This window comes from Neorhizobium vignae, assembly GCF_000732195.1.
GTDB classification, from domain to species: Bacteria; Pseudomonadota; Alphaproteobacteria; order Rhizobiales; family Rhizobiaceae; genus Neorhizobium; species Neorhizobium vignae.
Genome location: NZ_JNNU01000002.1, coordinates 136,886 through 158,052, shown reverse-complemented (window position 1 = coordinate 158,052; position 21,167 = coordinate 136,886). Strand labels below are relative to the sequence as shown.

Genomic DNA, 21,167 nt, shown 5'->3' with positions numbered 1-21,167 from the left:
CAATCCGGGTTGCATGGCCGGACCGACCGGAAGCAACGGGCGCACGGTCCAGAGATTACCGCCAAACTCCTTCCAAATTATCAACAGATGCGAATATGCGCAGGCACGAACAAAGGCGCGGCCGATTGCCGGCAGAGGCAAATGGCCGGTTGAAGGCATGGCTTTCCCGCTCGGCCGTACCCTTTTGCGGCAAACGCGCCTTGCTTTTGCCGGTCGGCCTATGTTCGATTGCAGACTTTCAAATTCATGAGTCCCCGCCCGCATGTTCAAGGATTTTTCCGTTCCAGCCCTGATGATGGGGCTGCTCACAGCCTTTGTCGGGTTCATCAGCTCGTTTGCAGTCATCATGCAGGGGCTGCAGGCGATGGGTGCGACCGCACCGGAAATAGCCTCGGCGCTGCTGGCGCAGTCAATCTCCATGGGCGTCTTGGCGATCGTGTTCTCGAGCTGGTACCGGATGCCGATCAGCATCGCCTGGTCGACGCCGGGGGCAGCGCTTCTATCCGGCATCAGCATGATCGAGGGCGGGTTTCCGGCCGTGGTCGGCGCCTTCGTGGTCTGCGGCGTCCTGATCATTCTCTCCGGCCTGTTCCGGCCGCTCAGCCGGGCGATCCGGCTGATTCCGGCGCCACTCGCCAACGCCATGCTGGCCGGCATTCTCCTGGGGCTTTGCCTCGCGCCGGTGAAGGCTGTCGCCTTCAATGCCGCGCTCGGCCTGCCGATCGTGCTGACCTGGATGGTCGTGGTTTCCAGGTGGCGGCTCTGGGCGGTGCCGGCCTCGCTCGGCGCGCTGATCCTGGTGCTGATCTTCGGCGTCGACCTTCCGCCGGACGCGATGGGACAGATCGGTCGGGCGATCCATCCGGGCCTCACCTTCGTCACGCCGGTCTTTACCCTGCATGGGGTGATCTCTGTGGCGCTGCCTCTGTTCATCGTCACCATGGCCTCGCAGAACATACCTGGGATGGCGATCCTGAAGGTGCATCACTACGAGCCGCCGGCAGGTGTGATGTTTGTCGGCACCGGCATCTTCTCGATCCTCGGTGGGTTGGTCGGTGGCGTGCCGGTCAACATGGCGGCGATCACGGCGGCGATGTGCGCCAGCGAGGACGCCAATCCCGATCCCGCCAAACGCTACTGGGCGGCGATCGTCGCCGGCTTCGGTTACATCGTGTTCGGCCTGATCGCCGGCGGCATCATCGCCTTCGTATCGCTGGCTCCGCCGATCCTGCTGCAGGCGGTGGCTGGCCTCGGACTGATCGGCGCCTTTGCCAACGCGGCCTTTGCGGCCTATCGCGACCCGGAAACGCGCGAAGCGGCGGCGATCACCTTCCTCGTGACGGCATCAGGCCTTTCCTTCGCCGGGATTTCCGGAGCCTTCTGGGGCCTCGTGGCCGGCGGAGTCATGATGGCGCTGCAGCAGTTTATGCGAGCGCTGAAAAAGTAGACGAGCCCTTGCCTCATTCCGGACACGCAGTTATACATCCTACCCATGACCATGACAGGCGCAATCATGTCCGACCGTTCGTCTACCCGCCGCACCGCGGCCGGGACGATGGTATTTGCGCTTTCCTCGCTTCTTAGCCTCGACCTTACGCGCGGTTGCCGGGTCCGTTGAGGAGCGCCCGGCGGCCGAAGGCCCGCCCGGCATAAGAGCTCCTCTCACGAACATTCAAGACCGAGCCACAAAAGACCGCTAAAGGTCCGCATCGACGACGGCCAATTGCCCAGACGGGTGCCGAGCGACGCGTGAAGCGAGAAGAGACGACGACAATGGACGCCAAGACTCATTCCCAGAAATCCGGCCAGAAATCCGGGATGCCCGACGCGGCTTTGAAATACCGCGCTTATCCGCCCATCAACATTCCCGACCGCACCTGGCCCTCGAAAACCATCACCAAGGCGCCGATCTGGTGTTCGGTGGACCTGCGCGACGGCAACCAGTCGCTGGTCAACCCGATGGGCCATGACCGCAAGGCACGCATGTTCCGCATGCTGCTCGACATGGGCTTCAAGGAAATCGAAATCGGTTTCCCGTCCGCCTCGCAGACCGATTTCGACTTCGCCCGCTGGTGCGTGGAAGAGGGCGGCGTGCCGGAAGACGTGTCCATGCAGGTCCTGGTCCAGTGCCGGCCGGAACTGATCACCCGCACCTTCGAATCTCTGGAAGGCGCCCACAAGCCGATCATCCATTTCTACAATTCGACCTCCGAGCTGCAGCGCCGCGTGGTGTTCGCCAAGGACGTCGCCGGCATCAAGCAGATCGCCGTCGATGCGGCCAAGATGATCACCGATATGGCGGCCAAGGCTGGTGGCGGGTTTCGCTTCCAGTATTCGCCAGAAAGCTTTACCGGCACCGAGCTGGAAGTGGCGCTGGAAATCTGCAATGCGGTCACCGAGGTGATCAGGCCGACTGCCGAGGACAAGCTGATCCTCAACCTGCCCTCGACGGTGGAGATGGCGACCCCGAACGTCTATGCCGACCAGATCGAATGGATGTGCCGCAATCTCGACAACCGCGAGAACATCATCATCTCGCTGCATCCGCATAACGACCGCGGCACCGGCATCGCTGCGACCGAGCTCGGCCTCATGGCGGGTGCGGACCGTGTCGAGGGCACGCTGTTCGGCAACGGCGAGCGCACCGGCAATGTCGACGTGGTGACGCTGGCCTTGAACATGTACACGCAGGGCGTCGATCCGGAACTGGATTGCTCCGATATCGAGCGGATCAAGGCGGTCTACGAATATTCCAACCAGATGGTCATTCCCGAACGGCACCCTTATGTCGGCGAACTGGTCTATACGGCTTTTTCCGGCTCGCACCAGGATGCGATCAACAAGGGCATGAAGGCGATCAAGGTCGCCAATCACCCGGTCTGGGAAGTGCCCTATCTGCCGATCGACCCGCGTGACGTCGGGCGCTCCTACGAGGCGATCATCCGCATCAACTCGCAGTCGGGCAAGGGCGGCATCGCCTATATCCTGGCGGAGGATTATGGCCTGAACCTGCCGCGCAATCTGCAGGTCGAGTTCCGCGAGGAGATTCAGCGGATCACCGACGAAGAGGGCGTGGAGCTTCCCGCCAAGCGAATTTATGAGAGCTTCATCGAGCGCTATGTCGAGCAGCCCGGCGGACGGCTGAAATTCGTCGATCACCACACCTATCCGGCCGGCACCGACCACAAGGGCATCCGCGTGGTTGCCGCCGAGATCACCGACGGCGGCGAGACGAGGCGGATCGAAGGCAAGGGCACGGGGCCGATCGACGGCTTCATCAACGCGCTGTCGACCTATCTCGGCATAGAACTTTCGGTCGCCGACTATTCCGAACATTCGCTGCAGCACGGCTCGAATGCGTCCGCCATCGCCTATGTGGAGATGGAGCACCCGAACGGAAAGCTGTTCGGCGCAGGCATCAACAAGAACATCGTCGCAGCCTCGCTCGAGGCGATCGTCTCGGCGGCGAACCGGGTGATCGAGGGGCGCTGAGGAAGGTCGGGCCTGTAAAAATTGCCCGGGGGCCGCTCCACTATCTGGGCGGCCTCTTGGTTTTCGCAGGAAGTTTAGAACTAGAGTTATTTTTTTGCTCGCCTGACGTGCAATTTTGCCCGTAGTGTAGCGGGGCATCAAACGTAAGTGCCAGGAACCACAGCACGCATAGGACGCGAATTAATTTTTCATCACGTCGTGGCTATTCGGCTGATTTTAAGAATAGGTTATTGCCGTGAATGATGATGAATCATCATATTTCAGGATATTCTCGATTTTTGATATCCCTGAGTTTTATTTATTAAAAATTTTATTCCGAAAAATACTCATATATTCGTTTTTTATTTTTTTTATCTCGGGTATTTTTATTGGTTTTTTCCGCTTAGGCGATTCTTTCTGCGAAGAAGTTTTGAATTCTGCCAGCTCAAGCATTAATTCATTGTTGATTCTTGAGCGAGATACAAGTTTGTTACGTTGCAGATTGATTCTTTCATTATATTTATTTCCGATTATTGTATTTTCTATTTCATTTTTATTTTTTATTTTGATCGTACGTTATTTTTCTATTTTTACTCAAGTCAAGAATGAAAGTTATAAATTCCAGAATTTCATGAAGGATAGCTTTTGGATTATAATTTTCTCTTTGGCGGTATTGTTGGCGACATATTGGCATCCGCAGCAAGGGCGATACGGCGGCTCGGGTGAAGTTTTGCTCGGTGGCGCTTTTATCATAGTCATTGCGTCATTTGCCTGGTATATTTTTTGCGCTGTATTTCTTACTTTGATGATATTTGCAGCAACATACTTCGGGCAATTATTAAGAAAATAAAGCTTGAACATTATTGATGGCTGTGATGAAGACATCTTCGCCGGCAGATGCATCCACGTTTTTTGTCATTAATTTTAACTTTACTGCAGTTCACTGCCCACAGATAACTCGCTTGATTCTAAGGCGCGCTAAAGTCAGCCTGACGTTTCCGTATGTCGTAGCCTAAATCAGCCCCGCCGCCTTGGCCGCGATATCATCCAGATCTGCCGCGGACGAGGGGCCGACGATCATGTAGGTGGCCAGCGGCGTGACCCAGGACACGAGGCCCGTGTCGTTGCGGATCTCCTCGATCGAGCGGCTGCCCTCGGGCCGGGTCTTGGTGAAGGAAATGGCGATCACGTCGCCGGCCCCATCGCCATCGGTACGTCGGTAGAGAAGCTGGCCGACCGGCCCGCCGCCGGCGGCAAACAGGCGGGCGCCCTGGAAGGTCAGGCCACTGTCGCTGAGATCGGGGATCCGAAAACCGACGCCGGTATTGGTCGTCAGCCATTCGAGGATATCGGCTGGCCTTTCGGCGGGGATTTCGACGAGATGATTGGTCTGGCGCGCATAGAGCCGGTAATGGGCGATGATATCGTCCAGCCAGTCTCGGCTGCTGCTGCCGGGCATGGAAATCATCGAAAACTGCGGCACGGCCGGGTTGCCGCCGATCATATAGCCGATGCCGCCGCCGAGCACGAAAAACAGGGCGCAGGCGGCGACCGCCTGCAGGCCGGACGGCTTGAAGGAAAGCGTCGGGCGCGGCCCGTTCGGCAGGCGTACGGCCCGGCGCGGCAGCGGCGCATTCTTGATGGTGCGCACCAGATCCAGCGGCACCGGCTCCTTCAGCATCTCGTCAAACGCGCGCCGGCCGAGATCGGCGCCGCGCTTCAGCGCATCGTGCAGGGAGCGGGCCTGCGGGTCGTTGACCAGAAACTCCTCGACGTCATGCCTGTCATCGTCGCTGGTCCGGCCATCGATATAGGCGGAAAGCCGCAGTTCGAGCGGCGACGGCTGGGGAATGTTCATCCTCACGCTCTCCGCTCGCTCGTTTCGGCGGCGGCGGCCGCCAGGCTGAGACGTGCGGTGCAAAGGCGGGCGGCGAAGAGATCCGGCTGGATGCCGAGAATGGCTGCCGCCTCCGCATAGGCGAAACCTTCCACATCGGCGAGCAGGAAAACGCTCGCCAGCCCGTCCGGCAGGCAAGCGAGAGTGTCCTTCTTCGACGGACGGGAACTTCCGGCCGTGGCAGCGTCGCCGGCGGCATTGCCCTCAGCGCGACGGCGCTTCTTGGCTTCGTCCACGAATGTGCTGCGGATCATGCTGAAAAGCCAGCTTTCCAGCCGGCCTTCGCCCTTCCAGTGATGGCTTTTCTGGATCGCCCGGCCTGCCGCTTCACGCACCAGATCATCGGCCTCGGCCGCACTTCCCGTCAGCGTCAGCGCAAATCGGCGCAGGCGCGGCAGGAGCGCTACGAGATCGCGCCGGATGTCGGTCGATGGGCTCGATTGGGTCATGGATAGGGGCGATTTACCTATGATATACTGCAATAACCAGAACGAGCTATTAGTTATGACGAGATTGTGGCGATTCCGCAACAATCACGGCATTGTTTCTACAACATTCTCGCCACTTGCGGAATCGACATCGTCGCCGGCTCGTGGCCGTAGAGAAGCCGGCTGTTGTCGAGCGCGACGCCGTCGCCCCGCTCGGTGAGGCTGTAACGCTCGCAGAGCAGGTTCCAGGCACCGTCCTCGCCGGACAGCGTGAATAGATTGTAGGCGGCGCGCGGCTTGTGCCCGCCGGGCCCCTGAGACGCCGACGCGATGCCGACCACGGGCACGTTGCCGGTATGGCTTCGCAGCCAATAGAGCGTGTTGAGGTGGGTATGGCCGTGCAGAACCAGTTCCGCGCCGCCGGTGGAGATCGCGGCCGCGAAACGCCGGATGCCGAGCATGCGCTTGTGCGAGGAGGCCGCACCCCGGATCGGCGGATGGTGGATCAGCACCACCCGGAAGAGGCCTTCCTCGCCTGCCTGTTTCAACAGGTTGACGGTTTCGCGCGCCTGGCGCGAGCCGTAATAACCCGACGCTGAAAAGGGCAGGGTGGCATTGGAGGTCGAGCAGCCGATGATGGCGAGCGGACCCCGCCGGCGCAGGGTCGGGAAGATATGGTCGTCTTCGGGCCATTCGGCCGGATCGTCGTCGCTCTTGATGAACGGATACCATTCGTTGACCGACTTGTCGTGCGCGCCCGGAACATAGGCGTCGTGGTTGCCGGGCACGACCGTCGTGTCATAGGGCTCGCCGATGGTGTGCAGCCACTCGCCGGCAAGCCGCGTCTCGATCTTGGTCGCCAGGTTGACGAGATCGCCGGTGATGACCAGCTGGTCCGGTTCGCGCGTCTTCAAATCGCTCAAAAGCAGGTCGAGCGTATTGACGAAAAGGTGCTTGCGCCGATTGCGGTGCCAGTTCACAAACCCGGTGATCCGCTTCGAGAACAGCTCGCGAAGCGTGAGTTTTGGAAGCGGCCCCAGATGGATGTCGGAAATATGCGCGAATTTGAACATGGCGCACACATAACGCATGAGGGCGGAAATCGTTATCGATTTTCTGGACGCTCCCGGAGTTATGAATGAGCGGCGAAGGCGTGCCGGAAATCCGCGGTTTGCGGACCCGGGTCGTCGTCTGGCTGCTGCACCGGGTTTTCATGCTGACCCGCGGCATGACGCTCGGGGTGCGCGCCGCATGCTTCGATGCCGGGGGCCGCATCTTCCTCGTCCGCCATACCTATGTGCCCGGCTGGTACATGCCGGGCGGCGGCGTCGAGCGCGGGGAGACGGCGCTTGAGGCGCTGCGCAAGGAGTTGCGCGAGGAGGGCAATCTCGAAATCCGCGGGGAGATCGCGCTTTTCCACGCTTACTACAACCGCAATGCCAGCAGGCGTGACCATGTCCTGCTCTACCGGGTCACCGTGGAGCAGACCGCACCGCGTTTGCCGGACCGGGAGATTGCCGAGAGCGGGTTCTTTGCGCTCGATGCGCTACCGAAGGATACGACTGCGGCGACGCTGCGGCGGTTGCGGGAGTTGAGCGGCGAGGCGGAGAGGGCGGATTACTGGTGAGAGGCGGATGCGTCAAATCATGCCACCCGCTTCACTCTCTCCCGCGCATGCGGCGTATCCAGATCCATGACCGGGCCGACGGGGACGATGCCGGTCGGGTTGATGGTCTTGTGGCTCCCATAATAGTGGTGCTTGATGTGGAAGAGATTGCAGGTCTCGGCGACGCCCGGTTGCTGATAGAGATCAGCGAGATAGCCGGACAGGTTCGGGTAGTCCGCGATGCGGCGGATGTTGCACTTGAAGTGGCCGACATAGACCGGATCGAAGCGCAGCAGCGTGGTGAACAGGCGCCAGTCGGCTTCCGTCGTTGTGTCGCCGAACAGGTAGCGGCTGCCTGAGAGGCGCTTTTCCAGCGTGTCGAGCGTTTCGAACAACCGGGTGACGGCGACCTCATAGGCGTCCTGGGCGGTCGCGAAGCCTGCCTTGTAGACGCCGTTGTTGACGGTGTCGTAGACGACGGCGTTGAGCGCGTCGATCTCGCCGCGCAGCGCTTGCGGATAAAAATCCGCCCTCGAGCTCGTCAGTCCGTCGAAGGCGCTGTTGAACATGCGGATGATTTCCGAACTTTCGTTCGAGACGATGGTGTTCTCAAGCTTGTCCCACAGGACCGGCACCGTGACGCGGCCGGAATAATTGGGATCGGCTTTCAGGTAGACCTGGTAGAGGTAGTCCGAGCCGAACAGGTGGTCGCCGGTGGCGCCATCGCGTTTCTTGAACTCCCAGCCGTTTTCCAGCATCAGGTAATCAACGACGGAGACCGAGATGAGCTCCTCGAGCTTCTTCAGCTTGCGGAAGATCAGAGTGCGGTGCGCCCAGGGGCAGGCATAGGAAACGTAGAGGTGATAACGTCCGGCCTCGGCCTTGAAACCTTGCTTGCCGGAGGGATCGGCCGCGCCATCCGCGGTCACCCAGTTGCGGAACTGCGATTCGGCCCGCTTGAAATGGCCCTTGTTTTCCTTGGTGTCGTACCAGACGTCCTGCCACTTTCCTTCAACGAGCCTGCCCATGGCGATCTCCTTCATTTGTCCATTGGCTGCCAAGATACGGCACTGTCGGCCGAATACGAGGCGCGATTTTCTGAACGCTGTGTTTTTGCGTTGGACGACCAGAAATTTTCCTGCTAATTCGCTTTCCGGATTTCAAGGATAATTCCCTCCATGACCGAAGTACGGGCACTGCGACGACGCTGATTATCGACCAAGACGCCGGCCAATGGCGTCATCGAGATCCCTTGTCCTGTCCGCTCTCTATCCTACGGCTTCGGTCCATCCATGTCTCAGCACAACGTTCTCTATAAGCACGACCTCGTTTATCTCACGGAAGACTCGTCCCATGACGCGGTCATCGAACTCATCAACGCGGAAGCCTTCGGCCCCGGGCGCCATACCCGCGCGGCCGCCCGTATCCGCGAGCAGGGGCCGCATGACCGGACACTCTCCTTCGTCTGTGCCGATGACGGCGAAACGATCGCTTCGGTCAGGATGACGCCGATCCATGCGGGTTCGGTGAAAGGCCATCTGCTCGGGCCGCTTGCGGTGCGGCCGTCGCACAAGAACCAGGGCATCGGCCGCGAACTGGTGCGGATTGCCATCGAAGCGGCGAAACGCAAGGGGTCCGAAGCGGTGATCCTGGTCGGCGACCCGCCCTATTACGGCCCGCTCGGGTTCGAGAAGGTTGCCTATGGCGCGCTGGAATTCCCAGGCCCTGTCGATCCCGGCCGGGTTCTGGTCGTGCCGCTCGGCGAGGATGTCCATCCGCGGCTGAAAGGCGTCATCGGCTGGCGCGGATAGGCCAATTCCTTTAAGCCTTTCTAAGATCGGTCGGCCATGCCGGCCACACGATTCGGAAAGCGCGAGGGGACAGGCCGATGGCAGCAATCACCATGGACGAGGCGCTCGACCGCGCCGGGGCAGGGACCTATCAGCGACGGCTGATGGGTGTTTTCGGCCTCGTCTGGACGGCCGATGCGATGCAGGTGCTGGCGGTCGGTTTCACCGCCGCCTCTATCGCGGCAAGTTTCGGGCTGACCGTGCCGCAGGCGCTGCAGACCGGCACGGCCTTCTTTCTCGGCATGCTGCTCGGCGCGCTCGGTTTCGGCAGGCTCGCCGACCGGATCGGCCGCCGCCGGGTGCTGATCGTCACGGTCGCCTGCGACGCGGTGTTCGGCACGCTCTCCATCTTTGCCCCGGATTTCACCATCCTGCTTGTGCTGCGCTTTCTCACTGGCGCTGCCGTCGGCGGCACGCTGCCGGTCGACTATGCGATGATGGCGGAATTCCTGCCCGCCAGGAACCGCGGTCGCTGGCTGGTTCTGCTCGAAGGTTTCTGGGCGATCGGAACGCTGATCGTCGCGCTCGCCGCCTGGGCCGCAAGCCTTGCCGGCGTCGCGGATGCCTGGCGTTATATCTTCGCGGTCACCGCCATTCCGGCGGTCGCCGGTCTCGGCCTGCGTTTCCTGGTGCCGGAATCGCCGCTCTACCTGCTGCGCTCCGGCCGCAACGAGGAGGCCAAGGCGATTGTCGAGCGGATGCTCGCTGTCAATGGCCATCCGCCGCTCGGGGCGGGAACCAACCTCGTCTCGCCACCGGCGGTCAAGACGACCGGCATCTTCTCGGGCGAGCTGCGCCAGCGCAGCATCATGATCCTGGCGATCTGGTTCCTTGTCTCGGTCTCCTATTACGGCGTTTTTACCTGGATGCCGGCAAGGCTCGCCGGCGAGGGCTTCGGTTTCGTGCGAGGTTACGGCTTTCTGGTCCTGGTCGCACTCGCCCAGCTTCCAGGGTATGCGCTCGCCGCCTATGGCGTGGAAAAATGGGGCCGCAAGCCGACGTTGATCGGGTTCTGCCTGCTCTCGGCACTCGGCTGCCTGATGTTCGTCGTCGCACCGAGTGCCCTCCTGGTCGGGGCCGCGCTGCTGATCATGAGCTTCGCGCTGCTCGGCACCTGGGGTGCGCTTTACGCCTATACGCCGGAACTCTATCCGACCGCGTCGCGGGCGACCGGCATGGGAGCCGCCGGCGCGATGGCCCGTCTCGGCGGCCTGCTGGCGCCCTCGCTGGTCGGTTATGTCGTGGTCCAGGGTCTCGGCCTGACGATCGGCATTTTCGCCGGCCTGCTGGTGATCGCGGCGGTTGCCGCCACGATGATCAATGCGGAGACGCGCCAGGTTTCCCTGGCCTAAGCGCCGGTCAGAACCGCTTTTCCAGCCACGTCACCGAATGGCCTCCTTCGAGGCCCTTCAGCGTGCCGATCTCGGTGTAACCCTGCTTGAGATAGAGCTTGAGCGCTGCCGGGTTCATGGTGTCGATATAGGCGCCGATCGCGCCGCGGGCCTTGGCTTCGGCTTCCGCCATGTCGAGCATGCGGCCAGCGAGGCCCTGGCCGCGCAACTCGTCCGGCACATAGAGCATCGAGATATAGAGCCAGCCGCGGCCGGTATAGCCGGTTAGTCCGCCGATCAGGTCGCCGTCCTCGCCATGCAGCGGCACCGCCAGTTCCCGACGGTTGCTGGGGCCGAAAGTGACAGCATTGTGTGTCATCAGCCGTTCGAGGATGAAATCCTCCTCGTCCGCGTTCATGCCTTCGGTGAGTTTCAGGTCGATATCCATGCGGCGCTTCTTCGTCCCATTTTCGGAGCGAATGGATAGACTACAGAGCTTTCCTCAGGAAGGTGCGGGTGCGGCCCTTCGGAAATTCCGGCAGCTCGCCGAAGATCTCGTAGCCCTGGCGCATATAGGCCTTGCGGGCGACCGGGCTGAACGTGTCGATCCAGGCGCCGTGGCAGCCGCGGGCGCGGGCTTCCTCCTCGGCCTGGCTCAACAGCTTGCCGGCCATGCCTTCACCCCGCAGCGAGTCGGGAATGAACAGCCATTGCGTGAACAGCCAGCCCCAAGCGGTGTAGCCGGAAAGCCCGCCGATCACCTTGTCCTCGACATCCCGGATCAGCACGGCGAGCGGTTTGCGTTCCGAGGGGCCGACGTCGGCGTCGTTGAAGGCGGCCAGTCCTTCGCCGATCACGGCCAGTTCCTCGGGGGAGGGCGAGGCGGTCACATCAAGCTGCGTCATGCCTTTAGCGACCCTCGCGCCACCACATGGCCGCGACCGCGAAGAGCAGGGCGGAGAGGCCGGCGAAACCGGCAAACAGCGGCAGCGTGTTGATGCCGCGCAGCACCGTCTCATCGGTCATGCGGATGACCATGCGGTCGGGATCGTGGACGCGCACTTCGCCGCGTACCGGCAGGATATCCGGCAGCGAGATGCTGTCTCCGGACGCGACGCGGGTGACGAGGCCGCGGGTCTTGTCGGCATAGGGCTTCAGCGTGGCTTCGGTCGAGATCATCGCCTTGAATTCCGGTGCATCTACGGTGCCGACATGCACCAGCGTCGAGAACTGGCCGTTGGTGACCTCGAACAGACCGGTCTCTTCCATGCGGCGTTCGAGCCGGTACTGGCCGGGGCCGGCTGCCGTCATCGGCACGGTCTCGGTACGGCCGGACGGGTATTTGATGGTGGCCGGGCCGGGATCGTCGCCGATCGTCTGGCGGGTCGCTTCGAGCGTGCGGCCGACCGCGCGGGCGGTCAGCGCCTCTTCCTCAAGTTCCGGTTCCTTCATCAGCCAGTGTGCGATGCGGCGATAGAGCGACACATGCGGGCCGCCGCCTTCGAAACCGCGGGCCCAGAGCCAGCCCTGGTCGGACAGCAACATGGCGACGCGGCCTTCGCCCTGGCGGTTCAGCACGAGAAGCGGGCGGTCGCCGTCGCCTTCCATGACCGTCTGGCCCTGCGGCGTGTCGACGTCGATGGTGCGGAACCAGCGGCCCCAGGCGGGCGGATTGGCGTTGGAGCCGTCGAGCCCGCGGGTCACGGGGTGCTTTTCGCCCTCCGGCGACAGATGCGGATAGAAGGCGGCGCTGTGCACTTCGCCGGTCGGCGCGGCCGGCAGGACCTGTTCGAGCGGCGTCGAGGCGATCGAATCCTCGCCGGCATGTTCGGGGCCGGCGGCGATCAGCAGCGCGCCGCCATTGTTCACGTACTGGGCGATGTAGTCGTAATAGAGGATCGGCAGCACGCCGCGGTGCTTGTAGCGGTCGAAGATGATCAGGTCGAAATCCTTGATCTTCTCGACGAACAGTTCGCGGGTCGGGAAGGCGATCAGCGACAGTTCGTTGATCGGCGTGCCATCCTGCTTTTCCGGCGGGCGCAGAATGGTGAAGTGGACGAGATCCACCGAGGCGTCGGACTTCAACAGGTTACGCCAGGCACGCTCGCCCGCATGCGGCTCGCCGGAGACGAGCAGCACGCGCAGGTTCTGGCGGATGCCGTCGATGACGTGGACGGCGCGGTTGTTGGCGATGGTCACCTCGCCCGGAAGCTCGGCGACCGAAAACTCCATGACATTGTTGCCGCCGCGCGGCACGGTGAAAGAGAAGGGTGTCTCCTGGCCGGGCGTGGCGCGCAGCGTTGCTGTCTGCTGGCCGTTCATGCGCACGGTGACTTGCGCCGGCCCGCCGCCGGTGCGGCCGTCGTCGAAGACCCGCAGCGTCAGTTCCTGTTCCTCGCCGACGATGCCGAAGCGCGGGGCACGGACCACTTCGACGCGGCGGTCGAACTCGTCCGGCTTTCCGGTGATCAGGCCATGGACGGGGGCGTTGAAGCCGAGGTCCTGATTGATGCCGGGCAGGTCGTGGATCTGGCCGTCGGTGAGGAGGACCGCGCCGCCGATACGGGCCGGCGGTACGTCTGAGATCGCCGAACGCAGGGCGGTGAAAAGCTTGGTGGACGGTGTATCGGAATCGCCGTCGTCATCGACCTCGACGACGCGCGTCTCGATGCGCGGGTAGCGGGAGAAGCGATCCTGGAGGCTCACGAGCGCCTCGTCGGTCTGTTCCTTGCGCTGGGCGGTATCCTGGCTCTGCGAGCGGTCGACGATGATCGGCACCACGGTCGAAAGCTGGTCGCGATCCTCCTGCAAGAGCGTCGGGTTGGCGAGCGCCAGAAGCAGGGCGGCGAGCGCCAGCGTGCGCAAGGTGGCGCCGCGAATGCCGCGCCAGAAGGCAAGGCCTGCGAGGATCAGCGCGAAGACGCCGAGCGCGGCGAGGATCGGCCAGGAGAAGAAGGGTGCGAATTCGATGGCCATGTTCGGCTGTCCTTACTGGCCAAGCCGTTCGAGAAGCGCCGGGACATGCACCTGGTCGGCTTTGTAATTGCCGGTCAGCATGTACATCATGATGTTGACGCCGGAGCGATAGGCGTATTCGCGCTGCATCTCGTCCGGGGGGACGGTGGGCAGCACGGATCCACCCTGACTGTCCACGGCCCAGGCGCCGGCGAAATCGTTGCCGGTGATCAGCAGCGGGGTGACGCCGTCGCCGCTGGAAGAGAGCTGGGCGCCGGTATTCTTGGCTTCCTGCCGCGCCTCGACCCAGAGCGGGCTGCCGGTATAGCGGCCGGGGAAATTGGTGAGCAGGTAGAAGGAACGGGTCAGCACATGGTCGGCAGGCGTCGGCTCCAGCGGCGGGATGTCGATATTGGCGAGGATCGCCTGCAGCCGCTCGCCATTCGGCGTGGTGCCGCCGCCGTCGAGCGACGAATACTGGTCGCGGGTGTCGAAGAGCACCGTGCCGCCATTGCGCATGTAGGCGTCAATGCGGGAGATCGCCGCTTGGCTGGGCATCGGCGCGGTGGCGGAGATCGGCCAGTAGATGATCGGGTAAAAGGCGAGTTCGTCCTTGGTGATGTCGAGACCGACAGGGGCGCCGGGTTCCAGCGTCGTGCGGTAGGTCAGGAACTGGCTGAGGCCCTCGAGTCCCTGTTCGGAAATGCTGTCGACGTCCCTCTCGCCTGTCACGACATAGGCGAGGTGGGTCGTATCCAGCCGTTCGAGAATCTGCTCGTCACCGGGCTTGGCGCCGGCGCCGGGCGCCATTTCCTGCGCTTGCGATTGGCCGGGCATCAGGGCGAAGAGGCCGAAAGCGAGTGCGGCGATCATCGCCGCAGCACTGCCGGCTGTCCGGCTGCGGGTCGGCACGCGGGAGAAGGCGCCGTTCATGAAGAGCACCACGAGACTGTCAAGGATCAGGAGCGCGAAGGCGGCTGCGAAAAGGGCGGGGCGCAGCGACACGGCTTCGCCGCCCGCAAGACCTTCGCGCACCAGCGGCCGGCCGGCCGTGGTCGGATCGAAGCGGGCTATGACGGTCTTCGGTGCCAGCAGGTTGACGGCAGAGAAACCGTCCTCGGTGCCGTAAAGACCCGGCGGATGGTCGAAGCTTGCGACCGGCACCTGGTTGGCCGCAATCGCGATCGGACGGGCCGTTCCGGTTTCTGTGGTGAGGACGCCGTCGGCGGTGAGCAGCCGGTAGGGCGCCAGGGTCGCTGCGGTCCCCTCCGCTGCCGAGCCGGACGAAGCGGCACCGCCGGCGCGGGCGAGTTGCACCAGGCGGCGGAGCATTTCGACGAAATTGCCGGACAGCGGCAGGTTCGACCAGGTTGCCTCAGCGCTGGTGTGGAAGAGCACGATGCGGCCGGCCTCGACTTCCTTTTCGGTGACGAGCGGCGTTCCGTCGGCAAGGCTTGCCCAGGTGCGTTCGGCAAGATCCGGCGTCGGTTCGGCGAGAACCTGACGGGTGACCGTGATGTCGGCGGCGCGCGGCAAACCTGCGAAGGGGCCGAAACCCGGGAAATCTGCGAGCGACTGCGGCTCGGACCAGGACATGGCGCCGCCGAGAGCGCGTTCGCCCTGGCGCAGGATGACCGGCACCAGCGGATCGTCGGCGGGGGCGGCGGCAAGGCGCGGACCGGCAAAGCGGATCAGCGTGCCGCCTTGAGCGATCCATCGCTGCAGCGGCGCATAGGTTTCCGCAGGGAGGCGACCGACATCGGCGAGGATGATGGCGGACGGATTGCCCTGCAGGATCTGCGGGATGGCGACCGAAAGATCGGCGGTGTTCGGCTGGATGACGTCCGCATAAGGCAGGAGCGCGCGGCTGATGTAATAGAGCGGCTGCAGGAGCGGCTGGAAATCGCTGCCGCTTTCGCCGGCGAGAAGCGCGATGCGGCGGCGCTTGAAGCCATCGTCGAGCAGGTGTGCTGCGCCGGCCGTGGCAAGCCCGTCGATATTGAGGCGGGCGAAATCATTGCGCAGTTCGAACGGCGAGGCGATCTCGGCGGTGGCGGTCGCGGCACCTGCATCGAAGCGCAGCGTACCGGAGGCGAGCGCGCGGCCTTGCGCGTCCAGGGCGTTGACGTTCATCTGCTGCGCCGATGCGGTCGAGAGGCGCGTCGCGGTCACCGACATGGCGGCGGCGTTGTTGACCGCGTCGGTCAGCGCCACGGCGCTGTGGCCGTCGCCCTCGATCAGCCGCATTTCGGCGGGCGAGAGGGCGGATAGCGCCGACATCGCCTCGTCGTCGCTTGCGGCGGCCATGCCGTCGGAGAGGATGGCGAGGGTGCCGGGACGGGTGCCGTTCATCGCCTCCCTGATCGCCTGGGCGGTGCGGGCGCGATCGGGAACCAGAGGCCTGGGAGTGGCGGCCGTCAGCTTGTCGCGGGCAGCCGCTGCGGTGCCGGGCACGGCCTCATGGCTGGCATCGGCCGTGAAGGTGATGGACACCGGCACGTCGGCGCTTTCGGCGTCATCGATCAACAGGTTGGCGGTCTGGACGCGGCGCTCCCAGTCGGCCGCGGTCGCCCAGCTATTGTCGACGACAAGCACCAGCGGCCCACCGGAATTCAGGGAATTGGCGCGTGGGTTCATGACCGGGTCGGCGATCGCCAGAATCACGGCGGCGGCCAGAGCCATGCGCAGCAGAGTCAGCCACCAGGGGCTCTTCGACGGCGTTTCCTCGCGCTTCAGGACCGTTGCCAGAATCCGGAGCGGTGGGAAGACTTCCGCCTTCGGGCGCGGCGGGGTGAGCCGCAGCAGCCACCAGATGACCGGCAGCGCGATCAGGCCGAGGAGAATGGCGGGATTTGCGAAGATGAGCGCGCTCATGACCTGCCTCCGCCGGGTTTTTGCGCCGGCAAGCCGGACAGGTAACCATGCACGGCGACCAGTGCCTCGGAGGCGAGATGATCGGTCCGGTGGAAGACAAAACTCCAGCCGAGGCGACGCAGCGATTCACCCAGCGCATCGCGGCGGGCGAAATAGGCGCGCTGGTAATCCTCGCGTATCATCTCGGCGCGGCCGGAGACGAGCTTTTCGCCGGTTTCGGGATCGGTGAACTCGGTGCGGCCGGTATAGGGGAAGGTCTCCTCTGCCGGATCGGCGATCTCGACCACATGGCCACGCAGGCCGCGGCGGCCGAGCGGGGCAATGCGTTCCATCACCCGGTCGGCGTCGTCGAGGAAATCGCCGATCAGCACGATGTCGCTATGGCCGCGGATCATCGCGGTGTCCGGCAGGCCGGTCGTCAACGGTGCGTGCATGATCGAGGCGGCGAGCCGTTCGGCGGCGTTGCGGGCCGATACCGGCTCCATGATGCCGGGGCAGCCGATCCGCTCTCCGGATCGGGCAAGGATTTCGGCCAGCGCCAGCATCAGCACCAGCGCCCGGCTTTCCTTCGAGGCAATGGCGAGCGTCGACTTGTACATCATCGACGGCGACATGTCGGCCCAGAGCCAGACGGTGTGGGCGGCTTCCCATTCGCGTTCGCGGACATAGGTATGGTCGTCGCGGGCGGAGCGACGCCAGTCGATGCGAGACAGGCTTTCGCCTTCGGCATATGGCCGGAACTGCCAGAAATTTTCGCCGATGCCGCGCTTGCGGCGGCCATGCCAGCCGGCGATCACCGTGTTGGCGATGCGCTTGGCTTCCACCATGCAGTCCGGCACAAGCGTCGCGCGGGCCTGGGCTCGGGAGAGGAGTTCGCTACTCGGTGTCTGCTCTACGATCTGGCCAATGGTGGATGCCACGCAGGTTCCTTTCTAGCCGGCGGACTTAGCCGCGGGCCTGCTTCACCAGACCGGCGATGACGTCGCGGACCGACATGCCTTCGGCGCGTGCCGCAAAGGTCAGCGCCATGCGGTGTTCCAGCACCGGCTCGGCAAGCGCATAGACGTCGTCGAGCGATGGTGCGAGACGGCCTTCGTAGAGGGCACGGGCACGGGCCGTCAGCATCAGCGACTGGCCGGCGCGCGGGCCGGGACCCCAGGCGACATGCTTGTCGGTATGGGCATTGCCATGGCCGGGGCGAGCGGAGCGCACCAGCGACAGGATCGCGTCGACCACCTTGTCGCTGACCGGCATCTGGCGGATCAGCACCTGGATTTCCTGGAGGCGGGCAGCGTCGATGACGCCACGCGCCTTGGATTCGGAAAGGCCGGTGGTTTCGAGCAGGATCTGCCGCTCGGCGGCAAGTTCCGGATAAAGCACGTCGACCTGCAGCAGGAAGCGGTCGAGCTGCGCTTCCGGCAGCGGATAGGTGCCCTCCTGCTCCAGCGGGTTCTGGGTCGCGAGCACGTGGAAGGGGGCGGGCAGATCGTAACGCTGGCCGGCCACCGTGATATGGTATTCCTGCATGGACTGCAGCAGCGCCGACTGGGTGCGTGGCGAGGCGCGGTTGATTTCGTCGGCCATCAGCAACTGGGCGAAGACCGGGCCCTTGATGAAGCGGAAGGAGCGGCGGCCGGCATCGTCCGTATCCATCACTTCCGAGCCGAGAATGTCGGAGGGCATCAGGTCGGGGGTAAACTGGATGCGGTTGGCGCCGAGACCGAGCACGGTGCCGAGCGTGGTGACGAGCTTGGTCTTGGCAAGGCCGGGCACGCCGACGAGCAGTGCATGTCCACCGGAGAGGACGGCCAGCAGCGTGTTCTCGACCACCTTTTCCTGACCGAAGATCACCTTGGCGATTTCGGCTCGGATGGCGGCGATGTCTGAAAGGGCCATTTCGGCGGCGGCGATGATGGCTTTCTCATCGAGGACGGTATCGGTGGAATTCATCAGGCCCATGTCGCTCTCCATCATCGAAAACTGGCATCCAAAACTGGCTGGCATCCAGAACCGGCAGGCACTCAGAAACCGACTGGCTTTCCAAGACCGGGCTCTCATATCCCGGCATCGAATCGCTGCATCGCAGCATCCGGCTTATCCGATCAAACTTATTCCCCGAAACATGGCTGACAAGCACGTATTGAATGACTATCTCGTGAGGAACAATTGCTTTGGTGAATGCTTAAGGTCGAACCGGGACTGAAAGATGGCAGCGCAGACGATAAATTCGGCACCCGATGCCGCAGGGCTTGCGGCCCTGATTTCGCGCGCTTCCGAGCAAACCGGCGACGGAAAGCGCGGTTTGCCGCCCGTCGACAAGTGGAATCCACCCTTCTGCGGCGATATCGACATGGAAATCCGTGCCGACGGCACCTGGTTCTATATGGGCACGCCGATCGGCCGCGCACCGCTGGTGCGGCTGTTTTCAACGGTGCTGCGCAGGGACGAGGACGGCAGGACCTACCTCGTAACACCTGTGGAAAAAGTCGGCATCCGGGTGGTGGACGCGCCCTTCCTCGCGGTCGAGATGCAGGTGACGCAACGTGAGGGCCGGCAGCTGCTCACGTTCAGGACAAATGTCGGTGATGTGGTCGAGGCAGGCGCGGAACATCCCCTGCGCTTCGAAATCTCGGGCGAAAACCGCGAGCTGAAACCCTATCTCACGGTGCGCGGCCGACTGGAGGCGCTCGTTTCCCGCGCGGTCATGTACGATCTCGTGGAACTGGGCGAGGCGATCGTGATAGACGGGGTGCCGATGTTCTCCGTCCGCTCCGGAACGGAGGTCTTTCCCGTGATGCCCAAGGCCGAATTGGACGCCTTATCGCAATGAGTGACTTTCCCCTCTTTTCAGCCGGCGATTTCCGCCGCCGGGCGCTGAACCAGAACGGCGGGCCGATCGACCATGCCTGGCGCGATCACGGCGACCATCTGCTCAATCCGACGCTGGTGGATTTCGCCTCGGGGCTGAAGCTGAAGGACGCGGCGGTGCTGGTGCCCGTCGTCGACGACGGCGACGAGGCGAAGGTGATCCTGACGCAGCGGACATCGACGATGCGCAAGCATTCCGGCCAGATCGCCTTTCCCGGCGGCGGGATCGATCCGGAGGACAGGTCGCCGGAACAGGCGGCGCTGCGCGAGGCGGAAGAAGAGATCGGCCTCGACCGTTCCTTCGTCGAAACGCTGTCGCGCCTGCCGACCTATTACGCGGCGACGGGTTTCCGCATAACGCCGGTGCTCTCCGTGGTCAGGCGCGGCTTCGAGATCACGCCCAATCCGGCCGAGGTGGACGACGTATTCGAGGTTCCGCTGTCGTTCCTGATGAACGACGCCAACCACCAGCGCGGCAGCCGCGAATGGGACGGCAAGGAGCGGCATTTCTACGTGATGCCCTACGAGGACCGAAACATATGGGGCATTACCGCGGGTATCCTGCGCACGCTCTATGAAAGGCTTTATGCATGACCAGTGTAGCCGACGAGGCCTGGTTCCGGGATCCGGCGCTGCAGCGCATCCTGACCCTCCTCAATGCCGACGGCGGCGAGGCGCGGGTGGCGGGCGGTGCGGTGCGCAATGCGCTGATGGGGCTTCCCGTTGCCGATGTCGACGTCGCCACCACGCTTCGTCCGGAAAAGGTCGTCGAGCGCGCGGTCGCGGGCGGGATCAAGGCGGTACCGACCGGTTTCGAGCACGGCACCGTAACGCTTGTCATCGACGGCCACGGCTTCGAAGTCACGACGTTGCGGCGCGATATCGAGACCGACGGCCGGCGCGCCAAGGTCGCCTTCGGCACCGACTGGCAGGCGGATGCGGAACGGCGGGATCTGACGATCAACGCGCTTTATGCGGACGCTCAGGGCACGGTGATCGATCTTGTGAACGGAATTCCGGATATCGAGACGCGCACCATCCGCTTCATCGGCGAGGCTGCCGAGCGGATCGCCGAGGACTACCTGCGCATCCTGCGCTTCTTCCGCTTCTTTGCCCACTACGGGTCCGGCCGGCCGGATGCGGATGGCTTGCGGGCCTGCGCTCGCGCCAAGGACAAGCTTTCGACGCTATCGGCCGAGCGGGTCTGGGCGGAAACCAAGAAGCTGCTGTCCGCCGCTGATCCTTCCCGCGCGCTGCTGTGGATGCGGCAGGCAGGCGTGCTCACCGAAATCCTGCCGGAGACGGAAAAGTGGGGTATCGACGGCATCCACGGCCTCGTGGCGGCCGAGAAGTCGCTCGGCTGGGCGCTCGATCCGATATTGCGGCTGGCGGCGATCGTTCCGCCGGATGTCGAGAGGCTGGATGCCCTCGCGAAGCGGCTCAAGATGTCGAATGCGGAGGCCGCGCAGCTTGCTACCTGGGCGAATGCGCCGGTGCCACCGGACGAGGTGACTGATGTCGGCTTTGACCGGCTGCTCTACCGGCAAGGTGCGGAGGGGCTGGTCATGCGGCTGAAACTCGCGCTTGCCTCTGCGCGAACCGCGGCCGAAGGCGATCCGGCGGCGATGCGCAGATCCGCGCGGCTGTCGGTATTGCTGAAGAGGGCGGAGAACTACGCGAAGCCGGTCTTTCCACTCGGCGGCGCCGATGTCGTCGCAGCCGGCGTGCCCGCCGGAAAGCGGGTGGGGGAAATTCTGAAGGAACTGGAAGACTTCTGGGTGGAGCGCAATTTCACCCTGGACCGGGCGGCGCTGACCGCCCGGCTGGAGGATATGATCCGGAGTTCGCTCTGATGTCAGGCAACTCGCTGCCCTGACATCGCTCGGA

At 63.5% G+C, this 21,167-nt stretch carries 19 protein-coding genes; 9 read left to right on the top strand and 10 right to left on the bottom strand.

What is annotated here, in order from left to right; all coding sequences use genetic code 11:
• The first annotated feature begins 262 nt into the window (after window positions 1-262).
• The 3 genes from GQ59_RS00905 (at window position 263) to GQ59_RS31700 (ending at window position 4,321) form a co-directional block, all read left to right on the top strand.
• On the top strand, window positions 263-1,447 hold the full coding sequence (locus GQ59_RS00905) for a benzoate/H(+) symporter BenE family transporter (protein WP_037076419.1): 1,185 nt from the start codon (window positions 263-265) through the stop codon (window positions 1,445-1,447).
• A 326-nt stretch (window positions 1,448-1,773) separates the two neighbouring features.
• Window positions 1,774-3,492 (top strand): 2-isopropylmalate synthase, encoded by a 1,719-nt coding sequence (gene leuA / locus GQ59_RS00900; protein ID WP_037076417.1) that lies wholly within the window; start codon window positions 1,774-1,776, stop codon window positions 3,490-3,492.
• 235 nt (window positions 3,493-3,727) lie between these two features.
• Window positions 3,728-4,321 carry a hypothetical protein gene (locus GQ59_RS31700; RefSeq protein WP_152564179.1) on the top strand — a complete coding sequence of 198 codons (594 nt, stop codon included), beginning with the start codon at window positions 3,728-3,730 and terminating at the stop codon, window positions 4,319-4,321.
• A 162-nt stretch (window positions 4,322-4,483) separates the two neighbouring features.
• On the opposite strand, the gene GQ59_RS00895 is transcribed toward GQ59_RS31700, so the two are convergent.
• The 3 genes from GQ59_RS00895 to GQ59_RS00885 all read right to left on the bottom strand — a co-directional run bounded on the left by GQ59_RS00895 (window position 4,484) and on the right by GQ59_RS00885 (window position 6,869).
• Complete coding sequence (locus GQ59_RS00895; protein ID WP_037076414.1) at window positions 4,484-5,329, bottom strand: anti-sigma factor family protein; 846 nt, start codon at window positions 5,327-5,329, stop codon at window positions 4,484-4,486.
• Window positions 5,330-5,331: 2 nt separating this feature from the next.
• On the bottom strand, window positions 5,332-5,817 hold the full coding sequence (locus GQ59_RS00890) for an RNA polymerase sigma factor (protein WP_037076411.1): 486 nt from the start codon (window positions 5,815-5,817) through the stop codon (window positions 5,332-5,334).
• Between the two features lie 98 nt (window positions 5,818-5,915).
• On the bottom strand, window positions 5,916-6,869 hold the full coding sequence (locus GQ59_RS00885; RefSeq protein ID WP_037078016.1) for a metallophosphoesterase family protein: 954 nt from the start codon (window positions 6,867-6,869) through the stop codon (window positions 5,916-5,918).
• A gap of 65 nt (window positions 6,870-6,934) precedes the next feature.
• On the opposite strand from GQ59_RS00885, the gene GQ59_RS00880 reads away from it, so the two are divergent.
• Window positions 6,935-7,423 (top strand): NUDIX domain-containing protein, encoded by a 489-nt coding sequence (locus tag GQ59_RS00880; RefSeq protein ID WP_037076408.1) that lies wholly within the window; start codon window positions 6,935-6,937, stop codon window positions 7,421-7,423.
• A 17-nt stretch (window positions 7,424-7,440) separates the two neighbouring features.
• Here GQ59_RS00880 and GQ59_RS00875 read toward each other — a convergent pair whose 3' ends face one another.
• A complete protein-coding gene (locus tag GQ59_RS00875; protein ID WP_037076406.1) occupies window positions 7,441-8,430 on the bottom strand; it encodes a glutathione S-transferase family protein in 990 nt (329 codons plus the stop codon).
• 264 nt (window positions 8,431-8,694) lie between these two features.
• Between GQ59_RS00875 and GQ59_RS00870 the strand changes: the two genes are divergently transcribed.
• Both GQ59_RS00870 and GQ59_RS00865 read left to right on the top strand, forming a co-directional pair.
• Entirely contained in the window at window positions 8,695-9,213 is a 519-nt protein-coding gene (locus tag GQ59_RS00870) for a GNAT family N-acetyltransferase (protein ID WP_037076403.1), read from the top strand.
• Window positions 9,214-9,290: 77 nt separating this feature from the next.
• Window positions 9,291-10,604 (top strand): MFS transporter, encoded by a 1,314-nt coding sequence (locus tag GQ59_RS00865; RefSeq protein WP_037076401.1) that lies wholly within the window; start codon window positions 9,291-9,293, stop codon window positions 10,602-10,604.
• Between the two features lie 7 nt (window positions 10,605-10,611).
• Here GQ59_RS00865 and GQ59_RS00860 read toward each other — a convergent pair whose 3' ends face one another.
• The 6 genes from GQ59_RS00860 to GQ59_RS00835 are packed head-to-tail and all read right to left on the bottom strand — an operon-like array spanning window position 10,612 to window position 18,371.
• On the bottom strand, window positions 10,612-11,031 hold the full coding sequence (locus GQ59_RS00860; protein ID WP_051903718.1) for a GNAT family N-acetyltransferase: 420 nt from the start codon (window positions 11,029-11,031) through the stop codon (window positions 10,612-10,614).
• Between the two features lie 40 nt (window positions 11,032-11,071).
• Window positions 11,072-11,488 carry a GNAT family N-acetyltransferase gene (locus tag GQ59_RS00855; RefSeq protein ID WP_037076399.1) on the bottom strand — a complete coding sequence of 139 codons (417 nt, stop codon included), beginning with the start codon at window positions 11,486-11,488 and terminating at the stop codon, window positions 11,072-11,074.
• Window positions 11,489-11,492: 4 nt separating this feature from the next.
• Window positions 11,493-13,559, bottom strand: a complete 2,067-nt coding sequence (locus GQ59_RS00850; protein WP_037076396.1) for a membrane protein — start codon at window positions 13,557-13,559, stop codon at window positions 11,493-11,495.
• A 12-nt stretch (window positions 13,560-13,571) separates the two neighbouring features.
• Window positions 13,572-16,412 (bottom strand): DUF4159 domain-containing protein, encoded by a 2,841-nt coding sequence (locus GQ59_RS00845; protein ID WP_037076394.1) that lies wholly within the window; start codon window positions 16,410-16,412, stop codon window positions 13,572-13,574.
• Window positions 16,409-17,332: a DUF58 domain-containing protein gene (locus GQ59_RS00840; protein ID WP_037076391.1), complete on the bottom strand. Its 924-nt coding sequence runs from the start codon at window positions 17,330-17,332 to the stop codon at window positions 16,409-16,411. The genes GQ59_RS00845 and GQ59_RS00840 overlap by 4 nt, the downstream gene beginning before the upstream one ends.
• A 25-nt stretch (window positions 17,333-17,357) precedes the next feature.
• The gene (locus tag GQ59_RS00835) at window positions 17,358-18,371 is read right to left on the bottom strand and encodes an AAA family ATPase (protein WP_037076387.1); all 1,014 of its coding nucleotides are present in this window, start codon (window positions 18,369-18,371) and stop codon (window positions 17,358-17,360) included.
• Between the two features lie 247 nt (window positions 18,372-18,618).
• Here GQ59_RS00835 and GQ59_RS00830 point away from each other — a divergent pair, with 247 nt between their 5' ends.
• The 3 genes from GQ59_RS00830 to GQ59_RS00820 are packed head-to-tail and all read left to right on the top strand — an operon-like array spanning window position 18,619 to window position 21,133.
• Entirely contained in the window at window positions 18,619-19,242 is a 624-nt protein-coding gene (locus tag GQ59_RS00830; RefSeq protein ID WP_037076384.1) for a DUF1285 domain-containing protein, read from the top strand.
• Window positions 19,239-19,874 carry a CoA pyrophosphatase gene (locus GQ59_RS00825; protein ID WP_037076382.1) on the top strand — a complete coding sequence of 212 codons (636 nt, stop codon included), beginning with the start codon at window positions 19,239-19,241 and terminating at the stop codon, window positions 19,872-19,874. The genes GQ59_RS00830 and GQ59_RS00825 overlap by 4 nt, the downstream gene beginning before the upstream one ends.
• Window positions 19,871-21,133: a CCA tRNA nucleotidyltransferase gene (locus tag GQ59_RS00820; RefSeq protein WP_037076380.1), complete on the top strand. Its 1,263-nt coding sequence runs from the start codon at window positions 19,871-19,873 to the stop codon at window positions 21,131-21,133. Before GQ59_RS00825 ends, GQ59_RS00820 begins: the two co-directional genes overlap by 4 nt.
• Window positions 21,134-21,167: the final 34 nt, after the last annotated feature.